Here is a 20653-nt window from a genome sequence, read left to right as displayed (position 1 = left end):
GGTGGTGTTGCAGGCACGCCCGTTGCCGCGCAAAAGCGGCAAGAGGATTGCTATGGGGTGGCCGAGACCTTCAGCAACATTTACTGGGTGCAGGACAGCACCGGCCGCATCGTCCAGTCTTCGCAATGGACCGGCGATTTCCTGGGCAACATGGTCATAAAGGTGGTGCCCGATGAGAGTTGAGTTTTGAACAGCAAAGGACAGCGCGTGCGCCATTTCCCCCTTCTCCTCAGTGCGCTGGCCCTGAGCGGCCTGATCGCCGGATGTTCAACCATCTACCGCAGCCCCTCGGTGACCGCAGGCGTGTCGGATGCCGGCAAGGTCCGTGTCGTGCCGGTCACGCCCGAGACCGTGCTGGTGGCCAACCGCTCGCCTTATGCGCCCAAAACCCTGCCTTCGGTGTTTGGTCTGTCGGCAGGCTCCGGCTCCTCCACCAGCTTGCGCGGCACCGGCCCCCTGCCCGAGGCGCCCTCGACCCAGGACGGATCACGCGCCGGGCTGCAGCTGGACCCGCCACCGCAAGTGAACCCCGGCCCCTACACCATTGGCATCGGCGACGTGCTGGTGCTGTCCACGCCATCCACCCAAGGCACCGCCGGAGAGCTGTCGGGCCTGCTGGCCGCGCAGAACAGCCGCAACGGCTATACCGTGCAGGATGACGGCTCGATCAACATCCCGATGTCGGCCGCGTGCGGCTGGTCGGCCTGACCGTGGATGAGGCCGAGGCGCTGCTGTTCCAGCGTCTGGTGAAAACCAGATCGACCCCACCTTCAGCCTGGAAATTGCCGAGTTCAATTCCCGCCGCGTCTCGGTCGGCGGCGCCGTCGGCCAGCCCGGCATCCAGCCCATCACCCTGACCCAGCTGACCTGGGCGAGGCGCTGTCGGCCGCCGGGTCGGTCTCGGTCAGCGATATCGACAATTCCTCGGTGCGCATCTACCGCGACGGGCAGATGTATCAGATCCCGCTGGAAGATCTGTATGCGCGCACCGCCTTGCAGAACCTCAACCTGATCGCCGATGACTCGGTCTTTGTCGATACCGACTATGATCTGGACCGGGCCGAGCGCTTTGCCCAGCAGATCGCCCTGCGCGAGACCGTGCTGGAAGGCCGCCAGACCGCCCTGCAAGAGCTGAACGTGGCCGTCAATCTGCGCCGTGCCGATCTGGATGAGCGCCGCAACAACTTTGTTCAGTCCATCGAACTGGATGCGGTCGATCGCGATTATGTCTACCTGTCCGGCGAGGTCCGCACCCAGGGCCGCTATGCCCTGCCGTTCAACCACGCGGCCACCCTGGCCGATGCGCTGTTCGACACCGGCGGCGGCATCGCCAAGGAAACCGGCGACGCATCGGAGGTTTATGTGCTGCGCGCCGCAACCGACGCCCGCGAGTTCGGCGCCGTCACCGCCTGGCACCTTGATATCCGCAACGCCGCACAGCTGACCCTGGCCGCGCAATTCCAGCTGCGCTCAAACGACATCATTTTCATCGCGGAAAACCCTGTCACAAAATGGGGCCGCACCATCAGCCAGATCACCCCATCCCTTGTCACGACGCCAATCAATGCCGCGGTAAATTAAGACACCCACCCGGGCACCGCCATCGCGCTCAATCAACACAAGCGCGCGCTGGCCGCCCGGGCCGGATCATTGCCTTCACGTCTTTCAAAAGCTTATCACACACCAAAAACACGATTATGATCGCACCGGGCGTGCCGACCCTGGGTACACAAGGAACCAAGATATGAAGATCGCGATTGCCGGGATTGGCTATGTTGGCTTGTCCAACGCCGTGCTGCTGGCGCAAAACCACGACGTTGTTGCCCTGGATGTGTCCGCCGCGCGCGTGGACATGCTCAACCAGCGCGAAAGCCCGATCCAGGATGCCGATATCACCGACTTCCTGACCAACCGAACGCTGAACCTGACCGCCACCACCGATCCCGAAGCCGCGTTTGGCGGGGCAGATTTTGTCGTTGTGGCCACCCCGACCAATTATGATCCGCGCAGCAACTATTTCGACACCAGCTCGGTCGATACGGTGATCGACCAGGTCACCAGAGTGAACCCCGATGCTGTCATCGTGATCAAATCCACCATCCCCGTGGGCTTTGTCACCGATGCCCGCGCGGTTGGCACCGACAATGTGATCTTCTCGCCAGAGTTTCTGCGCGAGGGGCAGGCGCTGCACGACAACCTGCATCCCAGCCGGATCATCGTCGGCGAACGCTCGGACCGGGCCAAGGCCTTTGCCGAGCTGCTGCTGGAAGGAGCAGTCTCAAAAGATGCGCCGGTGTTGTTCACCGACCCCGACGAGGCCGAGGCGATCAAGCTGTTCGCCAATACCTACCTTGCCATGCGTGTGGCCTTTTCAACGAGCTCGACAGCTATTCCTGGCCGGCGGCATGGACCCGCGCCAGATCATCGAAGGCGTCAGCCTCGACCCGCGCATCGGCGCGCATTACAATAACCCCTCGTTCGGATATGGCGGCTATTGCCTGCCCAAAGATACCAAACAGCTGTTGGCCAATTACAACCATGTGCCGCAGAACCTGATCCGCGCCATCGTCGATGCCAACCGCACCCGCAAGGATTTCCTCAGCGATCAGATTCTGATGAAAGGGCCCAAAACCGTCGGCATCTACCGGCTGGTGATGAAAGAAGGCAGCGACAATTTCCGCCAAAGCTCGGTTCAGGGCATCATGAAGCGGATCAAGGCCAAGGGCATCCAGGTCATCGTCTATGAACCGGTTTTGAGCGAGGATCATTTCTTCCACTCACCGGTGATCCGCGATCTCGACGCCTTCAAGCAGCAGGCCGACCTGATCCTCGCCAACCGCATCTCGGACGAGATCCGCGATGTCAGCGACAAAGTCTTCACACGCGATCTGTTTGGCGCGGACTGATCCCGACAGAGGGGATTTGAGGATACAAAAAACCCCGCCGCCGGAAGTCCGGTGGCAGGGCTGTGCGCCGTAAACGGCGGATACCTTACGTCAGCACAAGCGCATGAATGCCCGACGCCGTCGTGCCGGTCGCATGCACACGCGTAACCCCCACCGGCAGGATCGAAAAATCCGTCACCTGAACGGTGCGCGTCTCCCCTCGCACCGTGGTCATCACCACGGCCCCGCCCCCCTCAACATAAAGACCAATCGCCACATCCGACAAATCCGCCACATCCGACGGCGCAACAGGCAAAACATCACGCGCAGGCCCCGAAAGGCTGGAAACGCGATTGATAAAAGGGTTCATGCTCATCAGCCCAACCTCACTCAGTCATCTCAATCAGAAACACCTTAAACAAAACACAACTAACAAAACCAAAACACACCGAACGGAACGGCTGCACCAAGCTTTCCGGGCAACAAAAAAGGCCCCCGTCCGGGGGCCTGATCAATGCGCCATACCTGGCTGCGTGGCGTCAAATGGGGTTGGAACGTCAACCCTTTGCGCCCTGACCGCGCGCATAAACATCCTCGTACCGGACGATATCATCCTCACCGAGATAGGTTCCGGTTTGAACTTCGATCAGAACCATCGGCACCTTGCCAGGGTTCTGCATCCGATGCACCGCCCCCAACGGGATGTAAACCGATTGGTTCTCGGTCACCAACTGTTCCTTGTCGTCGATCGTCACAAGTGCCGTACCTTCGACGACGATCCAGTGTTCCGAGCGGTGGACATGGCTTTGCAGGCTCAGCGACGCGCCAGGGTGGACGTGAATACGCTTAACCTGGAACCGGTCGCCAACCACAAGGCTTTCGAACCAGCCCCAAGGGCGGTGATCCTTTGGGAAGGTTGTAGCCTGTGCAGCGCCTTTTTCCTTTAGCGCGCTCACCGCTTTCTTAACGTCCTGCGCCCGCGAGGCATCCGCAACCAGAACCGCATCATTCATTGCCACGGCGATGATGTTTTCAAGCCCGATGCCCACCAGCTCCAACTGGTCACTGTCCGAGCGCAGCAGCGCGTTGTGGCAATCAATGGCTGTGGCTCCGCCGCTGGTCACCACGCCGTCAGAATCCGGCCCGCTTTCTCGCCAGACTGCATCCCATCCACCCAGATCGGACCAAGCCGCGTCAAACGGGACAACCGACAGGTTCGTCGCCTTCTCCATCACCGCGTAATCGATTGAGATATCTTCGGCCTTGCCCCAGGGTTCAGGGTTCAGGCGCAGAAAGCCCAGATCCGGCGTCGCCGTATCGACGGCTGCCTCGACGGGCGATATCAGTTCGGGCGCATGAGCCCGGAAGGCCGCAATCATATCCGATGCACGGAAAAGAAAGATTCCGGCATTCCATTTGAAATTACCCGCTTCGAGCATTTCAGTTGCGCGAGCCAGATTTGGTTTTTCCACGAACTTTTTCAGCGGAACGGGTGATCCGCCGCTGTTCGATGCGCTCGCCAATTCGAGATAACCATAAGCCGTTTCCGGATGCGTTGGGGTGATCCCGAATGTTACCAGTTGCCCTTGCTCGACAGCCTCCAACCCGCGGGCAACCGCATTCTGGAACGCCGCCACATCAGGCACTACGTGATCGGATGGCGCAACCAACAGCACCGCGTCCGGATCCTCGGTATGGGCGCGCAGCGCGGCAGCGAGGACCGCTGGGGCCGTATTCCGCCCTTCGGGCTCAATCAAAATGGCACCGGGATCAATGCCGACGGCCTGCAATTGCTCGGCCACGATGAAGCGGAAATCCGAATTGGTCAGAACCATCGGAGCAGCGAATTCCAACCCCGCCGCCGCGCCGGACAAACGCCGCGCTGAGGCCTGGAAAAGTGTCTCATCCCCAACAAGTGGCACAAATTGTTTGGGGTAACTCTGCCGCGACAACGGCCAAAGACGCGTCCCGGACCCGCCGCAAAGAAGAATAGGGGTGATCAACATGATAAGCTCGAAACCTGATTTAATTTAAACAGGTCCTATTAGATGTGAATTAGCGTGACAAGATTTTGCTCAGCTTCAACAGGAAAAAGCAAGTGCAACCGCGGATTTGCGCCTGTACGGGCTCAGTCTTCAGCCTTGTGACGTCAAAAATCTGGGCTCCCCACCATCCAGGCAAACTGCACTTAACACACCAGTTGCAAAAGCGCCGGTATCAATGGAAATTCGTCCCTTTTGCGCGCCAGCCTCACCGACAATCGTATGCCCGTGTACAACCCAAACACCGTCGCGCCTGATTGTTTTTAGAAATGACGGATGACCCCAGATAAGGGTCTTTTCCGACTGGTCGGTGGGCGGAACATTGGGGTCAGCACCGGCATGCACCACAAGGACGTTGCCCGACATTTCCCAGATCTTCAGCCCGGTCACCCATTGATACAACGTGTCGCCCATCGCCTCTTGAAACCTGTCCCGGCACTCTGTCAGCTCATCACCGGTCATCTCAGCCCGGACCCCGCGCACATCGAACGAGGCCAAGGTCTGCAACCCGCCATAACGCAGCCACCGCGGACCCTGTTCCAAAGGGTCTTTCAGGAACCGCAGCATCATCTCTTCATGATTGCCTTTCAGGCAGGTTATATCGGGGCGCGCACTGATCAGGCGCAAGACCTCGGCGCTGCATTCTCCGCGGTCGACATAATCACCCACCAGAATGATCCGATGGTCCTGCGGCACTTTGTTCAGTAGCTTTTCCAACTGCACGACACAGCCATGCACGTCACCGATTACGCATATTGGAGTATCTGGGGTTGGTGGCAGAAACGGGGCACGCCGCCTGAATCGTCCGAAAAGGGATGACAGCACGATGAACTTTTCTCCTGCCCGGTTAGCCAAAAAAGAGCCGATACAGGAAATCCGGCACCGGCCTTAGATCCACACGTGATACCCGGCGACCTGACTGCGGGCAAGACCGGGTTCAGGCGGTTCGGCAAGCGGGTACGCCCATTTGAATGATCTCGCGGCCTTTGACCTTATAAAGCCCGTTGATCCGGTTCCGGGCTTTGGTCATGAACCAGGATTTCAGCGGTTCCGGATAGTAGGCGGCCATGATCTGGCTGAAATAGTCGAAATCATCTTGCGCAAGCCGGCGACCGTTTCGGGAAGGGCCGTGAAACCCAAAGGTGGTATCAGGATCAACGCAAGTTCCGGGCAACCCCAGAAACATCGTGCATGTCGAATAGCAGATACGGCCCCTGATCTCGACCAGAACTCCGTTGCGCTTGAGGTTTTCCAACTCGATCAAACGGTCATGCAGATAGCCGCCGCGATCGCTTCCCACCACAAGTAACTGCTGTGCCTGAGCGCGTGTTGGCGCAAGGGTCACCGGTATCAATGTCGCGACACTCAGCAAGACGGTAAAAAACCGGACAATGCTACAAGCAGAGCGCTGTCCTGTTTGCGCTGACGCTTTGAAACAACAGTCGAGGAAACCCGGCATGGTTCTATCTCCGATTCCAGTAATGATCTGGATCAGGGCTAGAGAACCGCGATGCCTCAGCTGTGCGCCGCCTGTGGCGAAACTTGGCCTTAAATCAATGTTTTAATAGGTTTTTTACGTAAACTTTCCATGTCCAATACGCACGCAGCGTTGCGCGAATGACGCTTAGGGTCATGGGACGGTCTTAGATTCGGTGTCGCCGAGCGATACAGCGACAGATGCGTCTGCCCGATAGAACAAGCGCACAGAGATCAATACTCTCAGTCACTTGTAAACAAAACGCAGTATATCAGATCAAACACCCTTTACCAAACTGCCCACAAGTTTTGGACGCAACCAAGCGTGCGGGCGCGGATGTTTTTTGTTGTTTACCAGAGACTTGAAGCCAAACAGGACTTTTCACCCGCATGTTTGTTCAGCAGCTTTGGAATAAAGCGGGCAAGTTCTAATTCGACCAGCGCTTGGTACGCCGCTGGAGACGCCAAAGATCACACCAGTAAGAAATCCGCCAAGGTGAGCAAAGGGCGACCTTCCACCACTTCCGACTTTCCTGAAAAAGCTTTTGTTCATATTCCTTTTTGGAATAACGTTTGGGCAGCGCGATGTGAATCTTAGAACTGAATTCCTGAGACGTCGCAGACGTATCGGGTGCGTTCAGCATCGCACTGGTTTGCAATGCCAGCTGACGCCTAAGCCCGACTTCAAAACTCGAGGGATGCACATAATCCACAACCATGTTGGCGCCGTCACCATCGCTATCTGCCCAACTGTCACCCAGCGCAGTATTGGCGAACACAACCGTGCTTTGCAGGTTGTCCCAATCGCTGTAGAAACTGTCCCATACCGCCGGGCGCACGATGTCCTGCAAAACGAACCCTTCGGCAAGAAACAGCAAAGCCCAAAAGCTGGGCCATGAAATCAGCAGGTCCTGAACCTGTTGTTCAGCTACAGGAACCGGTGAGAATACTACAATATCAGCGTAACTCGTTAGCAGGTTTACGCTGTGTTCCGCTTCACTCAGGCTTGCCGCAGGAACGCCCTTAGTGACGTGAATGATACGAAGGCCACCATCAGTGGCCTTCTGAGGAGAAACGGTCTTAGACAGCGCGCTAAAGGAAGATTGAGTGACACGTGGAACACCGCTCTGCTCATAGGCCGCGCACCATTCCGTGTGCTTTCGGCCTTCCAGAACGATAATTTCACTTACATGTTGCTTGCACGCTGAAACAACCTTCTCAACGGCTAAGCTCCTTGTTTCACTGTCATTCATTCAGATTTACACTCTGGCGGGTTTAGTAGGTATTCATAAAGATTTGGACCGCTGTCCGGAATTTCCAGCCACATTAAAAATGCTGCCCAGATATCTCTAACCTCTGATTTTGAGACATTGAATGGGCGATTTCCGTAAACGAACTCCAGTTGCTTCCCAGCAAAAGCGGCGCACGCGATAGCAGGATTACATCTGCCAGCGCATATTTAAGCTGCACTTCAGATCGGTCATATACCGTTCTTGGCAGGCTGGTCACGCGATCTTGGTATTTCGCAGCGAAAGCACCATAGGATTCAGAGTTATCCGACGCCAGAAAAATCGTGGAATCGGCCTTGGCCTCCAGCAGTTGATCCAGACGTTTGAAGAAGAACGCATAGTGGGATCTGCTGCGGGCACGTCTGGAAATCTCGTCTTCTGACCGCGACCAGGCTCCGGGAACGTCCCCATGAGGGTCCGTAGCCGCGCCGCCATTCATACGCACATGCACGGCGATGTCGTTTTGGCTGCGTACGGACTCGATCATCTCTTGCACATCCGCACTCGGTTTCAGCTCACGCAGGAATTTCCGTTCAATGGGGTCGTAGGGTTTGCCGAATGTAAACCTGTAGGCCGATTGGATAACGATATCCCGCTGCGCCTTAACCAATGAGGCGGTGTCAAAGGCCTCCCGGAATGCCTTGCTCATCAGGTCGACCGTTAACGCGTTCTCCGGGTCGTTCTCTTTGGTATCCTCGACAGCCCCGTCAAATTCGAACAATGACGCAAAGGTGCAATCGCAATGTTCGTCAGGCACCCACCGAATGATCAGTTCGCGATCGTGGACTTGTGAAAATGAAAACCCCGAAGCAATTGCGCGCAATCGGTTGCCCAAACCATGCTGCGCATCGACGACAAGTTTCGGCTTTTGCAGGCTATGCCCCAGCGGAACGGTAACTTCGCCTGTATTCTCTTCCGGTTGCAGCGACGTGTTGCTGATGGCCACTATGGCGTCTTCCAACGAGCGGGTCATCAACGCATAATCCACAGCTTCACAGGAAACAGAGACCGCAACACCTTTGAACACATCATGTATTGCGCTAACCGCTGCTTCGGCGCGTTCCATCCGCGTGCCAATAAGGTTTGTATCTACGCCGTAGGGGTGGCTGCGTCTTAACCGCAATATGTTCGCGGTTTCACTAAGCACCCGGAAACCTGTCATTGGGCAACTCGCATCCCACGGGGCGCAGGAAGACGCAGTTTGCCGGTTCAACGCGATCCAGAACTGCGGAAACGACTGCACTTCGTCCCATCCGGTGACCGGTGTACTTTTGGGGCGCTCAACACGTCTTACGTCGGAATGATCAATATGGCTGATGGTGTCGGGATCGACATCTTCTCTTTGCACGCCTGCGTCGGTCAGGCGTCCGTACAGGTCGTCGTCATCCCAGCCATAGGTGACAATCCGCTCGTTGAAGCCGTTAACAGCCAAAAGATTTTCACGCCCAACGACGAAAAAGCCGTTCACGTGGCTTTGTCCGGATTTCACCAGGCGCCAGTTCCCTGCAGTCAGTTGGTCAACACCTGTTGTGTTGCGGCTAAAGAACTCTGAATCGAGGATAATGTCACTGTCGACTTTGATAATCTTGTCTTTGGTCGCAGCGCGGAATCCCAGATTATACGCGTGGGACAAAATCCAGGATCCTTCATCCTCGACCCGAAGAATGCGTATACGTGGATCAGTTATCCCCGCTTTCCGAAGAGTGATCTCAACCGGAATTTCCGAACTCCAGTCCACGATGATAACTTCGCCAATTTCCTGATGCACAAGCCACGTTGGCAATGTCTGCGCCAGGTGGTCATTTCGGTTCATGCAGCATGTGACAGCAGCAAAACCGGGTTCCATGGCTGCATCGGGTTCATATTCTGCGCCAGCTTCTTCAAATTTTGGAAGGTTGCGCCAAACGTCAGGTTGCGTTCGTATCTCATTGTAGAGGGCAGAAACCGAAGTTGGTGATTTAGCGTTCCGCACCGAAAGCTGTGCTCGAATCAAACTGCGAAATGTGTCCCTGGCGTCAACTGTTGTGACGGTGTCATCAGATGCGTTCGCATCGCAGAGGCTTGCAACTATATCTTTAGAAGATTGCATTTTCTCAGTTTGAACCCTTGGTATGCCAATGCCTTCGGTATTTTAATATTTTGGTCGTTCAGTACATTCCACCTGGGATTGCGTACAAACAACTTGAGCACCGAGTACCTGTTTGTTCAGGCGTGTCAATCACCAAAGACGGTATCTTTGAAGCAAGCCTCCAAGATTTCAACCTGGATGAGCGGTGATACGCCGGAATCATTGTTTTGACGCCCTTGTCAGGTCAGCTTGCTGTCTTGGTTGTGTTCCAGTTATCTGGAGTTTTAGGTTATTGGCCTCGCATCGCTTAGGTCAATTTGGTTTTCCGGCATTGAAGCTTTGTTTTGGATGGGGTTTTTGCCACTCACCCCATTGTTTTATGGTTCTGACGGGTTGAGTTTGTTAAGCGATTGATCTTGGGGATCAATTGTAGTGTGACCGGGCTGTTCTGAGATTTTCTGACGCTGGTTGCGGGAGTAGGATTTGAACCTACGACCTTCAGGTTATGAGCCTGACGAGCTACCGGGCTGCTCCATCCCGCGTCAGTGTCAGATTTGTATCATCGTTAGAGAGATGTTTTGGGCTTTTACTAGGTTTGGCGGTGACCTACTCTCCCGGGGCTTAAGCCCAAGTACCATTGGCGCGGCAGTGCTTAACTTCCGGGTTCGGGATGGGACCGGGTGTTTCACTTGCGCTATGACCACCAAACCGAGGAAAAGCCCATGTCTGCATTCTTGCTGAGCAAGAAAGCGACGGGTGGCAGGCAGCGTCTTTGCGTGCAAAGGCGCGTTGCCACTCGGTTGTTATGTCACCCCTTTACGGGGTTTCACATCAATCAACGTTGTCCAACTCAAGGTCGGTGTATGCTTTTGGTCTTGTTTGATCGCCTACCGCTTCGCTACTTGAGGCGGTGAGCTTTGTCTTTCTGTTACTGGATCAAATCAAGCCTATCGGGCGATTAGTACCGGTCAACTGAACGCATTACTGCGCTTACATCTCCGGCCTATTGACGTGGTGGTCTTCCACGGCCCTCAGGGAGACCTTGTTTTGAGGGGGGCTTCCCGCTTAGATGCCTTCAGCGGTTATCCTGTCCGATCATAGCTACCCAGCACTGCCGTTGGCACGACAACTGGTCCACCAGTGGATCGTTCACCCCGGTCCTCTCGTACTAGGGGCAACTCCTCTCAAGTCTCCTACACCCACGGCAGATAGGGACCGAACTGTCTCACGACGTTCTAAACCCAGCTCACGTACCTCTTTAAACGGCGAACAGCCGTACCCTTGGGACCTGCTCCAGCCCCAGGATGAGATGAGCCGACATCGAGGTGCCAAACACTGCCGTCGATATGGACTCTTGGGCAGTATCAGCCTGTTATCCCCGGCGTACCTTTATCCGTTGAGCGATGGCCCTTCCACTCGGGACCACCGGATCACTATGGCCGTCTTTCGACTCTGCTCGACTTGTCAGTCTCGCAGTCAGGCTGGCTTCTGCCATTGCACTCAACGAGCGATTTCCGACCGCTCTGAGCCAACCTTCGCGCGCCTCCGTTACGCTTTAGGAGGCGACCGCCCCAGTCAAACTACCCGCCACGCAGGGTCCCGGATCCGGATAACGGACCGCGGTTAGACATCAAGAGTGCGAAGGGTGGTATCTCAGGGAGGCTCCACGGATACTTGCGTTTCCGCTTCAAAGCCTACCACCTATCCTGCACATCACAATCCTGATGCCAGTGCGAAGCTGTAGTAAAGGTGCACGGGGTCTTTCCGTCTAACCGCGGGAAGCCTGCATCTTGACAGGCAATTCAATTTCGCTGAGTCGATGTTGGAGACAGCGGGGAAGTCGTTACGCCATTCGTGCAGGTCGGAACTTACCCGACAAGGAATTTCGCTACCTTAGGACCGTTATAGTTACGGCCGCCGTTTACCTGGGCTTCAATTCAAGGCTCTCACCTCTCCTTTTAACCTTCAGGCACCGGGCAGGCGTCAGACCCTATACGTCGTCTTGCGACTTCGCAGAGCCCTGTGTTTTTAATAAACAGTCGCCACCCCCTGGTTTGTGCCCCCAGCCCCTAGTTGCCTAGGAACCGGGCCTCCTTCTCGCGAACTTACGGAGGTATTTTGCCGAGTTCCTTCAACATCGTTCTCTCAAGCGCCTTGGTATTCTCTACCAGTCCACCTGTGTCGGTTTAGGGTACGGTCTGATAGGAGGGCTATTTCCAGGAACCTCTCAGCAGCCCAATCAATCCGATAAGATTGAACTACACCTGAGATCCGTCACCACTCCACGGCCCAGGAATATTAACCTGGTTCCCATCGCCTACGCCTTTCGGCCTCGGCTTAGGGGCCGGCTTACCCTGCTCAGATTAGCTTTAAGCAGGAACCCTTGGACTTTCGGCGAGAGTGTCTCTCACACTCTTTGTCGCTACTCATGTCATCATTCTCACTAGTGATCTCTCCACCGGATCCCTCACAGGCCGGCTTCATCGAAAGCCTCTCTCCTCCAATCCGCCCGAAGACGTGAAGGAGGAATGAGACTATGTCACACTACGCTCTGCTACCATGCCTTACGGCATCCTAAGCTTCGGCTCATGGCTTGAGCCCCGTTACATCTTCGCCGCAGGACAACTTATTTAGACCAGTGAGCTGTTACGCTATCTTTAAAGGATGGCTGCTTCTAAGCCAACCTCCGGTTGTTTTGGTCGTCCCACCTGCTTTCCCACTTAGCCATGAATTGGGGGCCTTAGCTGTAGGTCAGGGTTGTTTCCCTCTCCACTACGGACGTTAGCATCCGCAGTGTGTCTGCCATCTAGTACTCCCGGGTATTCGGAGTTTGGTTAGGATCAGTAAGCCTGTGGGGCCCCATTACCCATCCAGTGCTCTACCCCCCGGGGTATTCGGATGACGCTCTACCTAAATAGATTTCGCAGAGAACCAGCTATCTCCGAGTTTGATTGGCCTTTCACCCCTAGGCACAGCTCATCCCGATCCTTTTCAACGGATGTGGGTTCGGTCCTCCAGTAAGTGTTACCTTACCTTCAACCTGGCCATGCCTAGATCACTCGGTTTCGGGTCTGATCCCACGAACTCATGCGCCCTATTAAGACTCGCTTTCGCTACGCCTACACCTAACGGCTTAAGCTTGCTCGTGAGACCAAGTCGATGACCCATTATACAAAAGGTACGCCGTCAGCTCGCAAGGAGCCTCCGACTGATTGTAGGCGTTCGGTTTCAGGTACTGTTTCACTCCCCTCGTCGGGGTGCTTTTCACCTTTCCCTCACGGTACTGGTTCGCTATCGGTCAGCAAGGAGTACTTAGCCTTCGAAGGTGGTCCTCCGATCTTCAGACAGAATTTCACGTGTTCCGCCCTACTTAATACGTCCATCAAAGCTTCCTATACGGGGCTGTCACCCGCTATGGCCATGCTTCCCAACATGTTCTAGTCACTTATCTGGCTCGGCTGGTCCCCGTTCGCTCGCCGCTACTAGGGGAGTATCAATTGATTTCCTTTCCTCCGGGTACTTAGATGTTTCAGTTCCCCGGGTTTGCTCTTAAAACCCTATGTATTCAGGTCTTAAGTACCTGTTTAAGCAACATATTGATTATCAGAGATAACAATATGAAGCTTTCAGGTGGGTTGCCCCATTCAGAAATCCATGGATCAAAGCTTATTCTCAGCTCCCCATGGCTTATCGCAGAGTATCACGTCTTTCATCGCCTCTTGCTGCCAAGGCATTCACCAAACGCCCTTCTCGCGCTTGATTTGATCCAGAAAGAGAAAGACACGAAGTCCTTCACGGCAGGCCCAGCTGGTAACTAAAGGCCGCCTCTGTTTCTGAACCAAAAGCATACTTTCCCGCCTTCCATCCTGGAACCCATGCTGCCGATGTCGGTCGGCCCCACATGGAGAATGGAAGACAATGCATGATCGTCAGATCATGCGGGTTAGTGTACTTGACTTGGACAACTCTGTTCGTTTCAGCCGGGATATTCAAAGAGGGACGAGGAAACATCCCTAATCGAACCTCCTCCGAAGAGGACCAACTGAGATCAACGCCACACTCGGCGCGATCAAACAGTGTTGATTGATTTCTCTCTATACGATGTCAAAGCCTCCGAAGAAGCTGCGTCCAATCGGACGGTTAAGAACCCAAAGGTGCTTAACGATCTGATCGAAAGGTAAATGGTGGAGCCTAGGAGGATCGAACTCCTGACCTCCTGAATGCAAATCAGGCGCTCTCCCAGCTGAGCTAAGGCCCCAAAAGTTTTTGGTGGGTCGAGGAGGACTTGAACCTCCGACCTCACGCTTATCAGGCGTGCGCTCTAACCACCTGAGCTACCGACCCAGTTGATTTTGCAAAGCAAAATCGACGTTGCCCGACAGGCGCTTTTGCTCGCAAAAGCTGCCGAGAGGGCCAGACCTCACAGCGTGCAGGCCTGATGTGTTCTGAAGAGATATGAGGACGGCTCGGTCCATGAGTTTGATCAACTTTGTTTGTTGATCTTCTGCTAAGTGTATCACGAGATTTGCGAACAAATCTAACTAGATACATCCTTAGAAAGGAGGTGATCCAGCCGCAGGTTCCCCTACGGCTACCTTGTTACGACTTCACCCCAGTCGCTGATCCTACCGTGGTCCGCTGCCCCCAAAAGGTTAGCGCACGGCCGTCGGGTAGAACCAACTCCCATGGTGTGACGGGCGGTGTGTACAAGGCCCGGGAACGTATTCACCGCGTCATGCTGTTACGCGATTACTAGCGATTCCGACTTCATGGGGTCGAGTTGCAGACCCCAATCCGAACTGAGACAGTTTTTTGGGATTAACCCATTGTCACTGCCATTGTAGCACGTGTAGCCCAACCCGTAAGGGCCATGAGGACTTGACGTCATCCACACCTTCCTCCCGCTTATCACGGGCAGTTTCCTAGAGTGCCCAGCCGAACTGCTGGCAACTAAGGATGTGGGTTGCGCTCGTTGCCGGACTTAACCGAACATCTCACGACACGAGCTGACGACAGCCATGCAGCACCTGTCACTAGGTCACCGAAGTGAAAGACCCATCTCTGGGCCGGTCCTAGGATGTCAAGGGTTGGTAAGGTTCTGCGCGTTGCTTCGAATTAAACCACATGCTCCACCGCTTGTGCGGGCCCCCGTCAATTCCTTTGAGTTTTAATCTTGCGACCGTACTCCCGTGCGGAATGCTTAATCCGTTAGGTGTGTCACCGAATAGCATGCTACCCGACGACTGGCATTCATCGTTTACGGTGTGGACTACCAGGGTATCTAATCCTGTTTGCTCCCCACACTTTCGCACCTCAGCGTCAGTATCGAGCCAGTGAGCCGCCTTCGCCACTGGTGTTCCTCCAAATATCTACGAATTTCACCTCTACACTTGGAATTCCACTCACCTCTCTCGAACTCTAGACCGATAGTTTTGAGGCAGTTCCGGGGTTGAGCCCCGGATTTCACCCCAACTTTCCGATCCGCCTACGTGCGCTTTACGCCCAGTAATTCCGAACAACGCTAACCCTCCGTATTACCGCGGCTGCTGGCACGGAGTTAGCCGGGGTTTCTTTACCTGCTACCGTCATTATCTTCACAGGCGAAAGAGCTTTACGACCCTAAGGCCTTCATCACTCACGCGGCATGGCTGGATCAGGGTTGCCCCCATTGTCCAAGATTCCCCACTGCTGCCTCCCGTAGGAGTCTGGGCCGTGTCTCAGTCCCAGTGTTGCTGATCATCCTCTAAAACCAGCTATAGATCGTAGGCTTGGTAGGCCATTACCCCACCAACTACCTAATCTAACGCGGGCTAATCCAATGGCGATAAATCTTTCCCCCGAAGGGCTCATACGGTATTACTCTCCGTTTCCAGAGGCTATTCCGTACCATTGGGCATATTCCCACGCGTTACTAACCCGTCCGCCGCTCACCCCGAAGGGCGCGCTCGACTTGCATGTGTTAGGCCTGCCGCCAGCGTTCGTTCTGAGCCAGGATCAAACTCTCAAGTTGAAAGCACATTGCTGCGCTATCCTTGACGTTCGAACCTCTGCACATCTCATCAGGAGGCTAATCCTGATGAAGTCTTCTGTTTGATGTACACAGACTTCCTAAGAAATCAGTGAACCACTCAAACAGTGAAGCTGACACTAGATCATCGGCCCCGATTGCTCGAGAAACCTACTAGCGCGATATACAGACATTCAATCCGTCGAAACGAACCAAACCGCCCACATATCTCTTCAGTTATCCATCAATGTCAAAGAACATAACACCCAGAGCCAAAAACCAGACCGTTGCGCCAATAACCTCAGCGCGCCCGCCTAACAAATCCCTCAAGATGCCCCCAGTCTCTCCTGAGCGTCTCCGCCGTCTCCAGCGTCCCAACACCGCCTCAGCAGCGCCGGTGAAGGGGTATTTACGGATTAGGTCTGGGACCTGCAACCCCCATTTTGAAAAAACTTCGCTTTTCCCCGTAGAAACTTACCAACCTTAATGAAATCAATAAGTTAACTTAACAATTCGTGGAAAAAACCCGCTTACAGGCCACTGAAATTGGGGGAAGGGTTGGTCTATGGGCGGAATCGTACCCAATGCTTGGTATGCGCCCGGGGCTGGGCCAAAGAAAACGCCGCCCGAGTCTCTTCGGACGGCGCAATCATTACGTTAGTCGCGTGTTTACGACAGATCGAAGCGATCCGCGTTCATCACCTTGTTCCAGGCCGAAACAAAGTCGCAGACGAATTTGCCCCCGGCATCAGCCTGACCGTAGATCTCGGCCAGCGCCCGCAGTTGCGAGTTCGACCCAAAGACCAGATCAACACGCGTACCGGTCCACTTGACCGCCCCGCTGGCGCGGTCGCGGCCTTCATAGACGCCGTTGCCCGCAGGCTTCCACTCGGCACCCATGTCCAGCAGGTTGGTAAAGAAATCGGTGCTGAGCGTGCCGACGTTGTCAGTAAACACACCATGTGTTGTGTCGCCGAACGTTGCGCCCATTACCCGAAGCCCGCCAACCAGCGCCGTCATTTCCGGGGCTGACAGAGCCAGTAGCTGCGCCCGGTCGATCAACAGCTCTTCGGGCGATACGCTGTAGTCGGACTTTTGGTAGTTTCGAAAGCCGTCTGCAATTGGCTCCATCACCGAGAACGACTCGACATCCGTCTGATCCTGCGTCGCATCGGTGCGGCCCGGGGCGAACGGTACCTGAACCTCATGACCCGCCGCTTTGGCGGCCTGTTCAATACCGGCTGCACCGCCCAGAACGATCACATCGGCCAAAGAGACCCGTTTGTTGCCCGACTGCGCATCGTTAAACGCTTTCTGAACGCCTTCCAACGCATCCAGCGCTTTGGACAGCTTCATCGGTTCGTTCACGTCCCAGTCTTTCTGCGGCGCAAGACGGATGCGGGCGCCATTGGCTCCGCCGCGCTTGTCCGACCCGCGGAATGTCGAGGCCGAAGCCCAGGCGGTCGACACCAGTTCAGAGACCGACAGGCCGGCTGCCAGAATCTTGCTCTTCAGGTCAGCCACATCCATGTCATCGATCAGGTCGTGATCCACGGCCGGTACATTGTCCTGCCACAGCAACTCTTCGGTCGGGGCCTCATCACCGATATAGTTCGAGCGCGGGCCCATATCGCGGTGGGTCAGCTTGAACCAGGCACGGGCAAAGGCGTCCGCGAACTCTTCCGGGTTCTCGTGGAACCGCTTTGAGATCGGGCCATAGATCGGGTCCATGCGCATCGCCATGTCCGCCGTGGTCATCATTGTCTTGACCTTTTTCGACGGATCATGCGCCGCGGGGGCCATATCTTCTTCTTTCACGCCGACCGGTTCCCAGATCCAGGCGCCCGAGGGGCTTTTGGTCAGGTTCCAGTCATAGCCGAACAGCAGGTCGAAATAGCCATTGTCCCATTGGATCGGGTTCGCAGTCCACGCCCCTTCGATCCCGCTGGTGGTGGTGTCGTCGCCTTTGCCCGAACCGAACTTGTTTATCCAGCCAAGGCCCATTTCCTCGATCGGCGCAGCCTCGGGTTCCGGACCAACCAGATCGGGATCACCTGCGCCGTGTGCCTTGCCAAAGGTGTGACCACCCGCGACCAATGCGACTGTCTCTTCGTCATTCATTGCCATCCGACCAAACGTGTCGCGGATGTCACGACCAGAGGCCAACGCATCAGGCTGCCCGTCGGGGCCTTCAGGGTTCACATAGATCAGGCCCATCTGCACGGCGGCCAGCGGGTTTTCCAGATCACGCTCGCCTGAATAGCGGCTGTGAGGATTGTCTGTCGGAGCGAGCCATTCCGTTTCCGTACCCCAATAGATGTCTTCTTCGGGTGCCCAGATGTCTTCGCGGCCACCGGCAAAGCCAAAGGTCTTGCCACCCATGGATTCGATGGCGCAGTTACCGGCCAAAATAATCAGATCTGCCCAGGAAATCTGATTGCCGTATTTCTGTTTGATTGGCCACAACAGACGGCGCGCCTTGTCCAGGTTGCCGTTGTCCGGCCAGCTGTTCAGCGGCGCAAAGCGTTGGTTGCCGGTCGACGCGCCACCACGGCCATCTGCGGTCCGGTACGTTCCGGCGCTGTGCCAGGCCATCCGGATGAACAGTCCACCGTAATGACCGTAATCTGCCGGCCACCAATCCTGAGAATCCGTCATCAGCGCGTACAGGTCTTCCTTCAGCGCCTTCATGTCCAGCTTCTTGAACTCTTCCGCGTAATTAAAATCGCCCCCAAGCGGGTTCGACGCGGGCGCATGCTGGTGTAGGATCGACAGGTTCAGTTGGTTGGGCCACCAATCCCGGTTTGACCGGGTTCCGGCGCCATGCATCACCGGGCATCCGCCCGTTTTGGGGTTATCACTTCCATCCATATCGATCTCCATTCCTGGCTAATTTCCGGCAGGTTCGCACGGTTCAAACTTGGTCGATCAAGAACTCATGCAGATGACACCTTTACCCGCCCTTAACGCGCGCCCAGGGGCACGCGTTTTTCGCTCGGGGGGATCGGCGACTCTTTGGTCTTGTCACCACCAGAAGTAGCAAATCAAAATCATGCATAAAAGTTTTGTTTAATGATGAATGCGATAGGGAATGATTATGGATTTTTCATAATCCACCGCGTTCTGACCCGTTCACCGGCAGCACCACAAAATAACCTTGGGTCACATCCCAATAGCGCCAATTGTTTTTTTCGATCGCTGCGCCACAGTCAGACCCACGAAAAGTTACAGGCATAGCCATGCCCGATCCGGCACTGAGGGAGTCAGGATGGAATTCGACTACGTCATCGTTGGCGGCGGGTCCGCGGGTTCGGTACTGGCCAATCGCCTCAGCGCCGACCCAAACACCCGCGTTTGCCTGCTTGAGGCCGGCGGTCGTGGCGACAGTATTCTGGTCCGTATGCCCTCGGCCGTGGTCGCTGCCCTGCCCGGGCGGCCAAAGATCAACAACTGGGCGTTCGAGACCGTGCCGCAGCCGGGCCTGAACGGACGCCGGGGGTATCAGCCGCGCGGCAAGGCACTGGGTGGGTCCAGTGCCATCAATGCGATGCTTTACATACGGGGGCAGCGTCAGGACTATGACAGCTGGTCCGATCTGGGCTGCACCGGCTGGGATTGGGAGAGCGTGCTACCCTATTTCAAACGGTCCGAGAATAATGAGGACGGAGCCGATGATCTGCATGGTGACAGCGGTCCGGTTCAGGTTTCACACCAAAAAGAGCCGCGCCCGATCACTCATGATTTCATCCGCGCAGCCGAACAAATGCAGCACCGCCGCACGCATGACTTTAACCGTGGCAACAATGAAGGGGTCGGCCTGTACCAAGTGACCCAATTTCACGACCCGGCCCGAAATGGAGAGCGTTGTTCAGCAGCTGCGGCCTATGTCTTTCCGGTGATGGACCGCCCGAACCTGAAGGTCATCACTCATGCAGTGGCAAAAGAGCTGACATTCGACGGTCAGCGGGCGAGCGGCGTGATCTACAAGAAAAAGGGCAAAGGGCCCGACATCGTGGTTACGGCCAGACGAGAAGTGCTGATTTGTGCCGGTGCACTCAAATCTCCGCAATTGCTGCAACTGTCAGGAATTGGGGATGGCGCGGACCTTGCCCGACACGGCATCACGGTGCGCCATAACCTGCCCGGCGTTGGCCAGAACCTGCAGGATCACCTAGATTTCATTCTGTCCTACAAAACAAAAGACACTGACAGTTTCGGGATCGGGGCGACCGCATCGGTGAACCTGCTGCGGCACCTGCTGCGTTGGCGTAAGACCGGCGTGTCAATGGCAGCCACACCCTTTGCGGAAGGGGCGGCTTTTCTGAAAACCTCACCCGATCTGGACCGGCCCGATATTCAGCTGCATTTCACCATTGCGTTGGTTGATGACCATGCCCGCAAATTGCATTACGGTCACGGCTTTACTTGTCACGTCTGCAAATTGCGTCCCGAAAGCCGAGGCACGGTGGGGCTGCACAGCGCCGACCCATTCGCCACCCCTGCCATTGATCCAGCGTTCCTGTCTGACGACCGTGATCTGGAAACACTGATCAAGGGCGCGCGGATGACGCGTGACATCATTCAGGCCCCGGCGCTGGAGAAGTATCGGCACAAGGAAATGTTCGGAACCGAAACCGCGCAAACCGATGCCGATTGGGAAAACCACATCCGCGATCGCGCCGACACGATATATCACCCGGTCGGGACCTGCAAAATGGGTTTGGATGACATGGCCGTGGTCGACCCGGAATTGCGCGTACGCGGTATCGATGCGCTGCGCGTGATCGACGCCTCGGTTATGCCGACGCTGGTGTCCGGTAACACCAATGCGCCCACCATCATGATTGCCGAAAAGGCCGCTGAACTGATCAAGGCTGCTGGCTGAG

9 protein-coding genes, 3 tRNA genes, 3 rRNA genes and 2 pseudogenes are annotated in these 20653 nt (G+C 55.8%); 4 read left to right on the top strand and 13 right to left on the bottom strand.

Annotation, left to right across the window (positions count from 1 at the left end; genetic code table 11):
- The first annotated feature begins 57 nt into the window (after positions 1–57).
- The 3 genes and pseudogenes from ACR3EP_RS15015 to ACR3EP_RS15005 all read left to right on the top strand — a co-directional run bounded on the left by ACR3EP_RS15015 (position 58) and on the right by ACR3EP_RS15005 (position 2906).
- Positions 58–183, top strand: a complete 126-nt coding sequence (locus tag ACR3EP_RS15015; RefSeq protein ID WP_480638537.1) for a hypothetical protein — start codon at positions 58–60, stop codon at positions 181–183.
- A 24-nt stretch (positions 184–207) separates the two neighbouring features.
- Positions 208–1581 (top strand): annotated as a pseudogene (locus ACR3EP_RS15010) (polysaccharide biosynthesis/export family protein).
- A gap of 163 nt (positions 1582–1744) precedes the next feature.
- Positions 1745–2906: pseudogene (locus tag ACR3EP_RS15005) on the top strand (nucleotide sugar dehydrogenase).
- Positions 2907–2991: 85 nt separating this feature from the next.
- Here ACR3EP_RS15005 and ACR3EP_RS15000 read toward each other — a convergent pair.
- The 13 genes from ACR3EP_RS15000 to katG form a co-directional block, all read right to left on the bottom strand.
- Positions 2992–3261 (bottom strand): spike base protein, RCAP_Rcc01079 family, encoded by a 270-nt coding sequence (locus tag ACR3EP_RS15000; RefSeq protein ID WP_480638536.1) that lies wholly within the window; start codon positions 3259–3261, stop codon positions 2992–2994.
- A gap of 181 nt (positions 3262–3442) precedes the next feature.
- A complete protein-coding gene (locus tag ACR3EP_RS14995) occupies positions 3443–4891 on the bottom strand; it encodes a mannose-1-phosphate guanylyltransferase/mannose-6-phosphate isomerase (RefSeq protein ID WP_480638535.1) in 1449 nt (482 codons plus the stop codon).
- 129 nt (positions 4892–5020) lie between these two features.
- Positions 5021–5752, bottom strand: a complete 732-nt coding sequence (locus ACR3EP_RS14990; RefSeq protein WP_480638534.1) for a metallophosphoesterase family protein — start codon at positions 5750–5752, stop codon at positions 5021–5023.
- Positions 5753–5864: 112 nt separating this feature from the next.
- Entirely contained in the window at positions 5865–6230 is a 366-nt protein-coding gene (locus tag ACR3EP_RS14985; protein ID WP_425082674.1) for a hypothetical protein, read from the bottom strand.
- A gap of 601 nt (positions 6231–6831) precedes the next feature.
- Entirely contained in the window at positions 6832–7656 is an 825-nt protein-coding gene (locus tag ACR3EP_RS14980) for a hypothetical protein (RefSeq protein WP_170400155.1), read from the bottom strand.
- A gap of 73 nt (positions 7657–7729) precedes the next feature.
- Complete coding sequence (locus ACR3EP_RS14975; protein WP_480638533.1) at positions 7730–9538, bottom strand: galactosyltransferase-related protein; 1809 nt, start codon at positions 9536–9538, stop codon at positions 7730–7732.
- Between the two features lie 687 nt (positions 9539–10225).
- Positions 10226–10302: transfer RNA gene (locus ACR3EP_RS14970), tRNA-Met, on the bottom strand.
- Positions 10303–10353: 51 nt separating this feature from the next.
- Positions 10354–10468: ribosomal RNA gene (rrf, locus tag ACR3EP_RS14965) — 5S ribosomal RNA — on the bottom strand.
- A 229-nt stretch (positions 10469–10697) separates the two neighbouring features.
- Positions 10698–13522, bottom strand: a 23S ribosomal RNA gene (locus ACR3EP_RS14960).
- A gap of 420 nt (positions 13523–13942) precedes the next feature.
- A tRNA-Ala gene (locus ACR3EP_RS14955) sits at positions 13943–14018 on the bottom strand.
- Positions 14019–14027: 9 nt separating this feature from the next.
- Positions 14028–14104: transfer RNA gene (locus tag ACR3EP_RS14950), tRNA-Ile, on the bottom strand.
- Between the two features lie 213 nt (positions 14105–14317).
- Positions 14318–15770: ribosomal RNA gene (locus tag ACR3EP_RS14945) — 16S ribosomal RNA — on the bottom strand.
- The 16S, 23S and 5S rRNA genes sit together here with 3 tRNA genes alongside, the layout of an rRNA operon.
- 666 nt (positions 15771–16436) lie before the next feature.
- On the bottom strand, positions 16437–18638 hold the full coding sequence (gene katG, locus ACR3EP_RS14940; protein WP_480638532.1) for a catalase/peroxidase HPI: 2202 nt from the start codon (positions 18636–18638) through the stop codon (positions 16437–16439).
- 397 nt (positions 18639–19035) lie between these two features.
- Here katG and ACR3EP_RS14935 point away from each other — a divergent pair, with 397 nt between their 5' ends.
- Positions 19036–20652, top strand: a complete 1617-nt coding sequence (locus ACR3EP_RS14935) for a GMC family oxidoreductase (protein WP_480638531.1) — start codon at positions 19036–19038, stop codon at positions 20650–20652.
- Position 20653: the final 1 nt, after the last annotated feature.

Source organism: Ruegeria sp. BB10 (assembly GCF_056535725.1).
The sequence above is the reverse complement of the archived record's forward strand: the minus strand, read 5'-3'. Positions and strand labels throughout refer to the sequence as shown.

Bases quoted from the DNA above. Each gene is read 5' to 3' on its own strand.
- ACR3EP_RS15000 (WP_480638536.1), bottom strand. From the start codon at position 3,261: ATGAGCATGAACCCTTTTATCAATCGCGTTTCCAGCCTTTCGGGGCCT.
- ACR3EP_RS14995 (WP_480638535.1), bottom strand. From the start codon at position 4,891: ATGTTGATCACCCCTATTCTTCTTTGCGGCGGGTCCGGGACGCGTCTT.
- ACR3EP_RS14980 (WP_170400155.1), bottom strand. From the start codon at position 7,656: ATGAATGACAGTGAAACAAGGAGCTTAGCCGTTGAGAAGGTTGTTTCA.
- ACR3EP_RS14975 (WP_480638533.1), bottom strand. From the start codon at position 9,538: ATGGAACCCGGTTTTGCTGCTGTCACATGCTGCATGAACCGAAATGAC.
- katG (WP_480638532.1), bottom strand. From the start codon at position 18,638: ATGGATGGAAGTGATAACCCCAAAACGGGCGGATGCCCGGTGATGCAT.
- ACR3EP_RS14935 (WP_480638531.1), top strand. From the start codon at position 19,036: ATGGAATTCGACTACGTCATCGTTGGCGGCGGGTCCGCGGGTTCGGTA.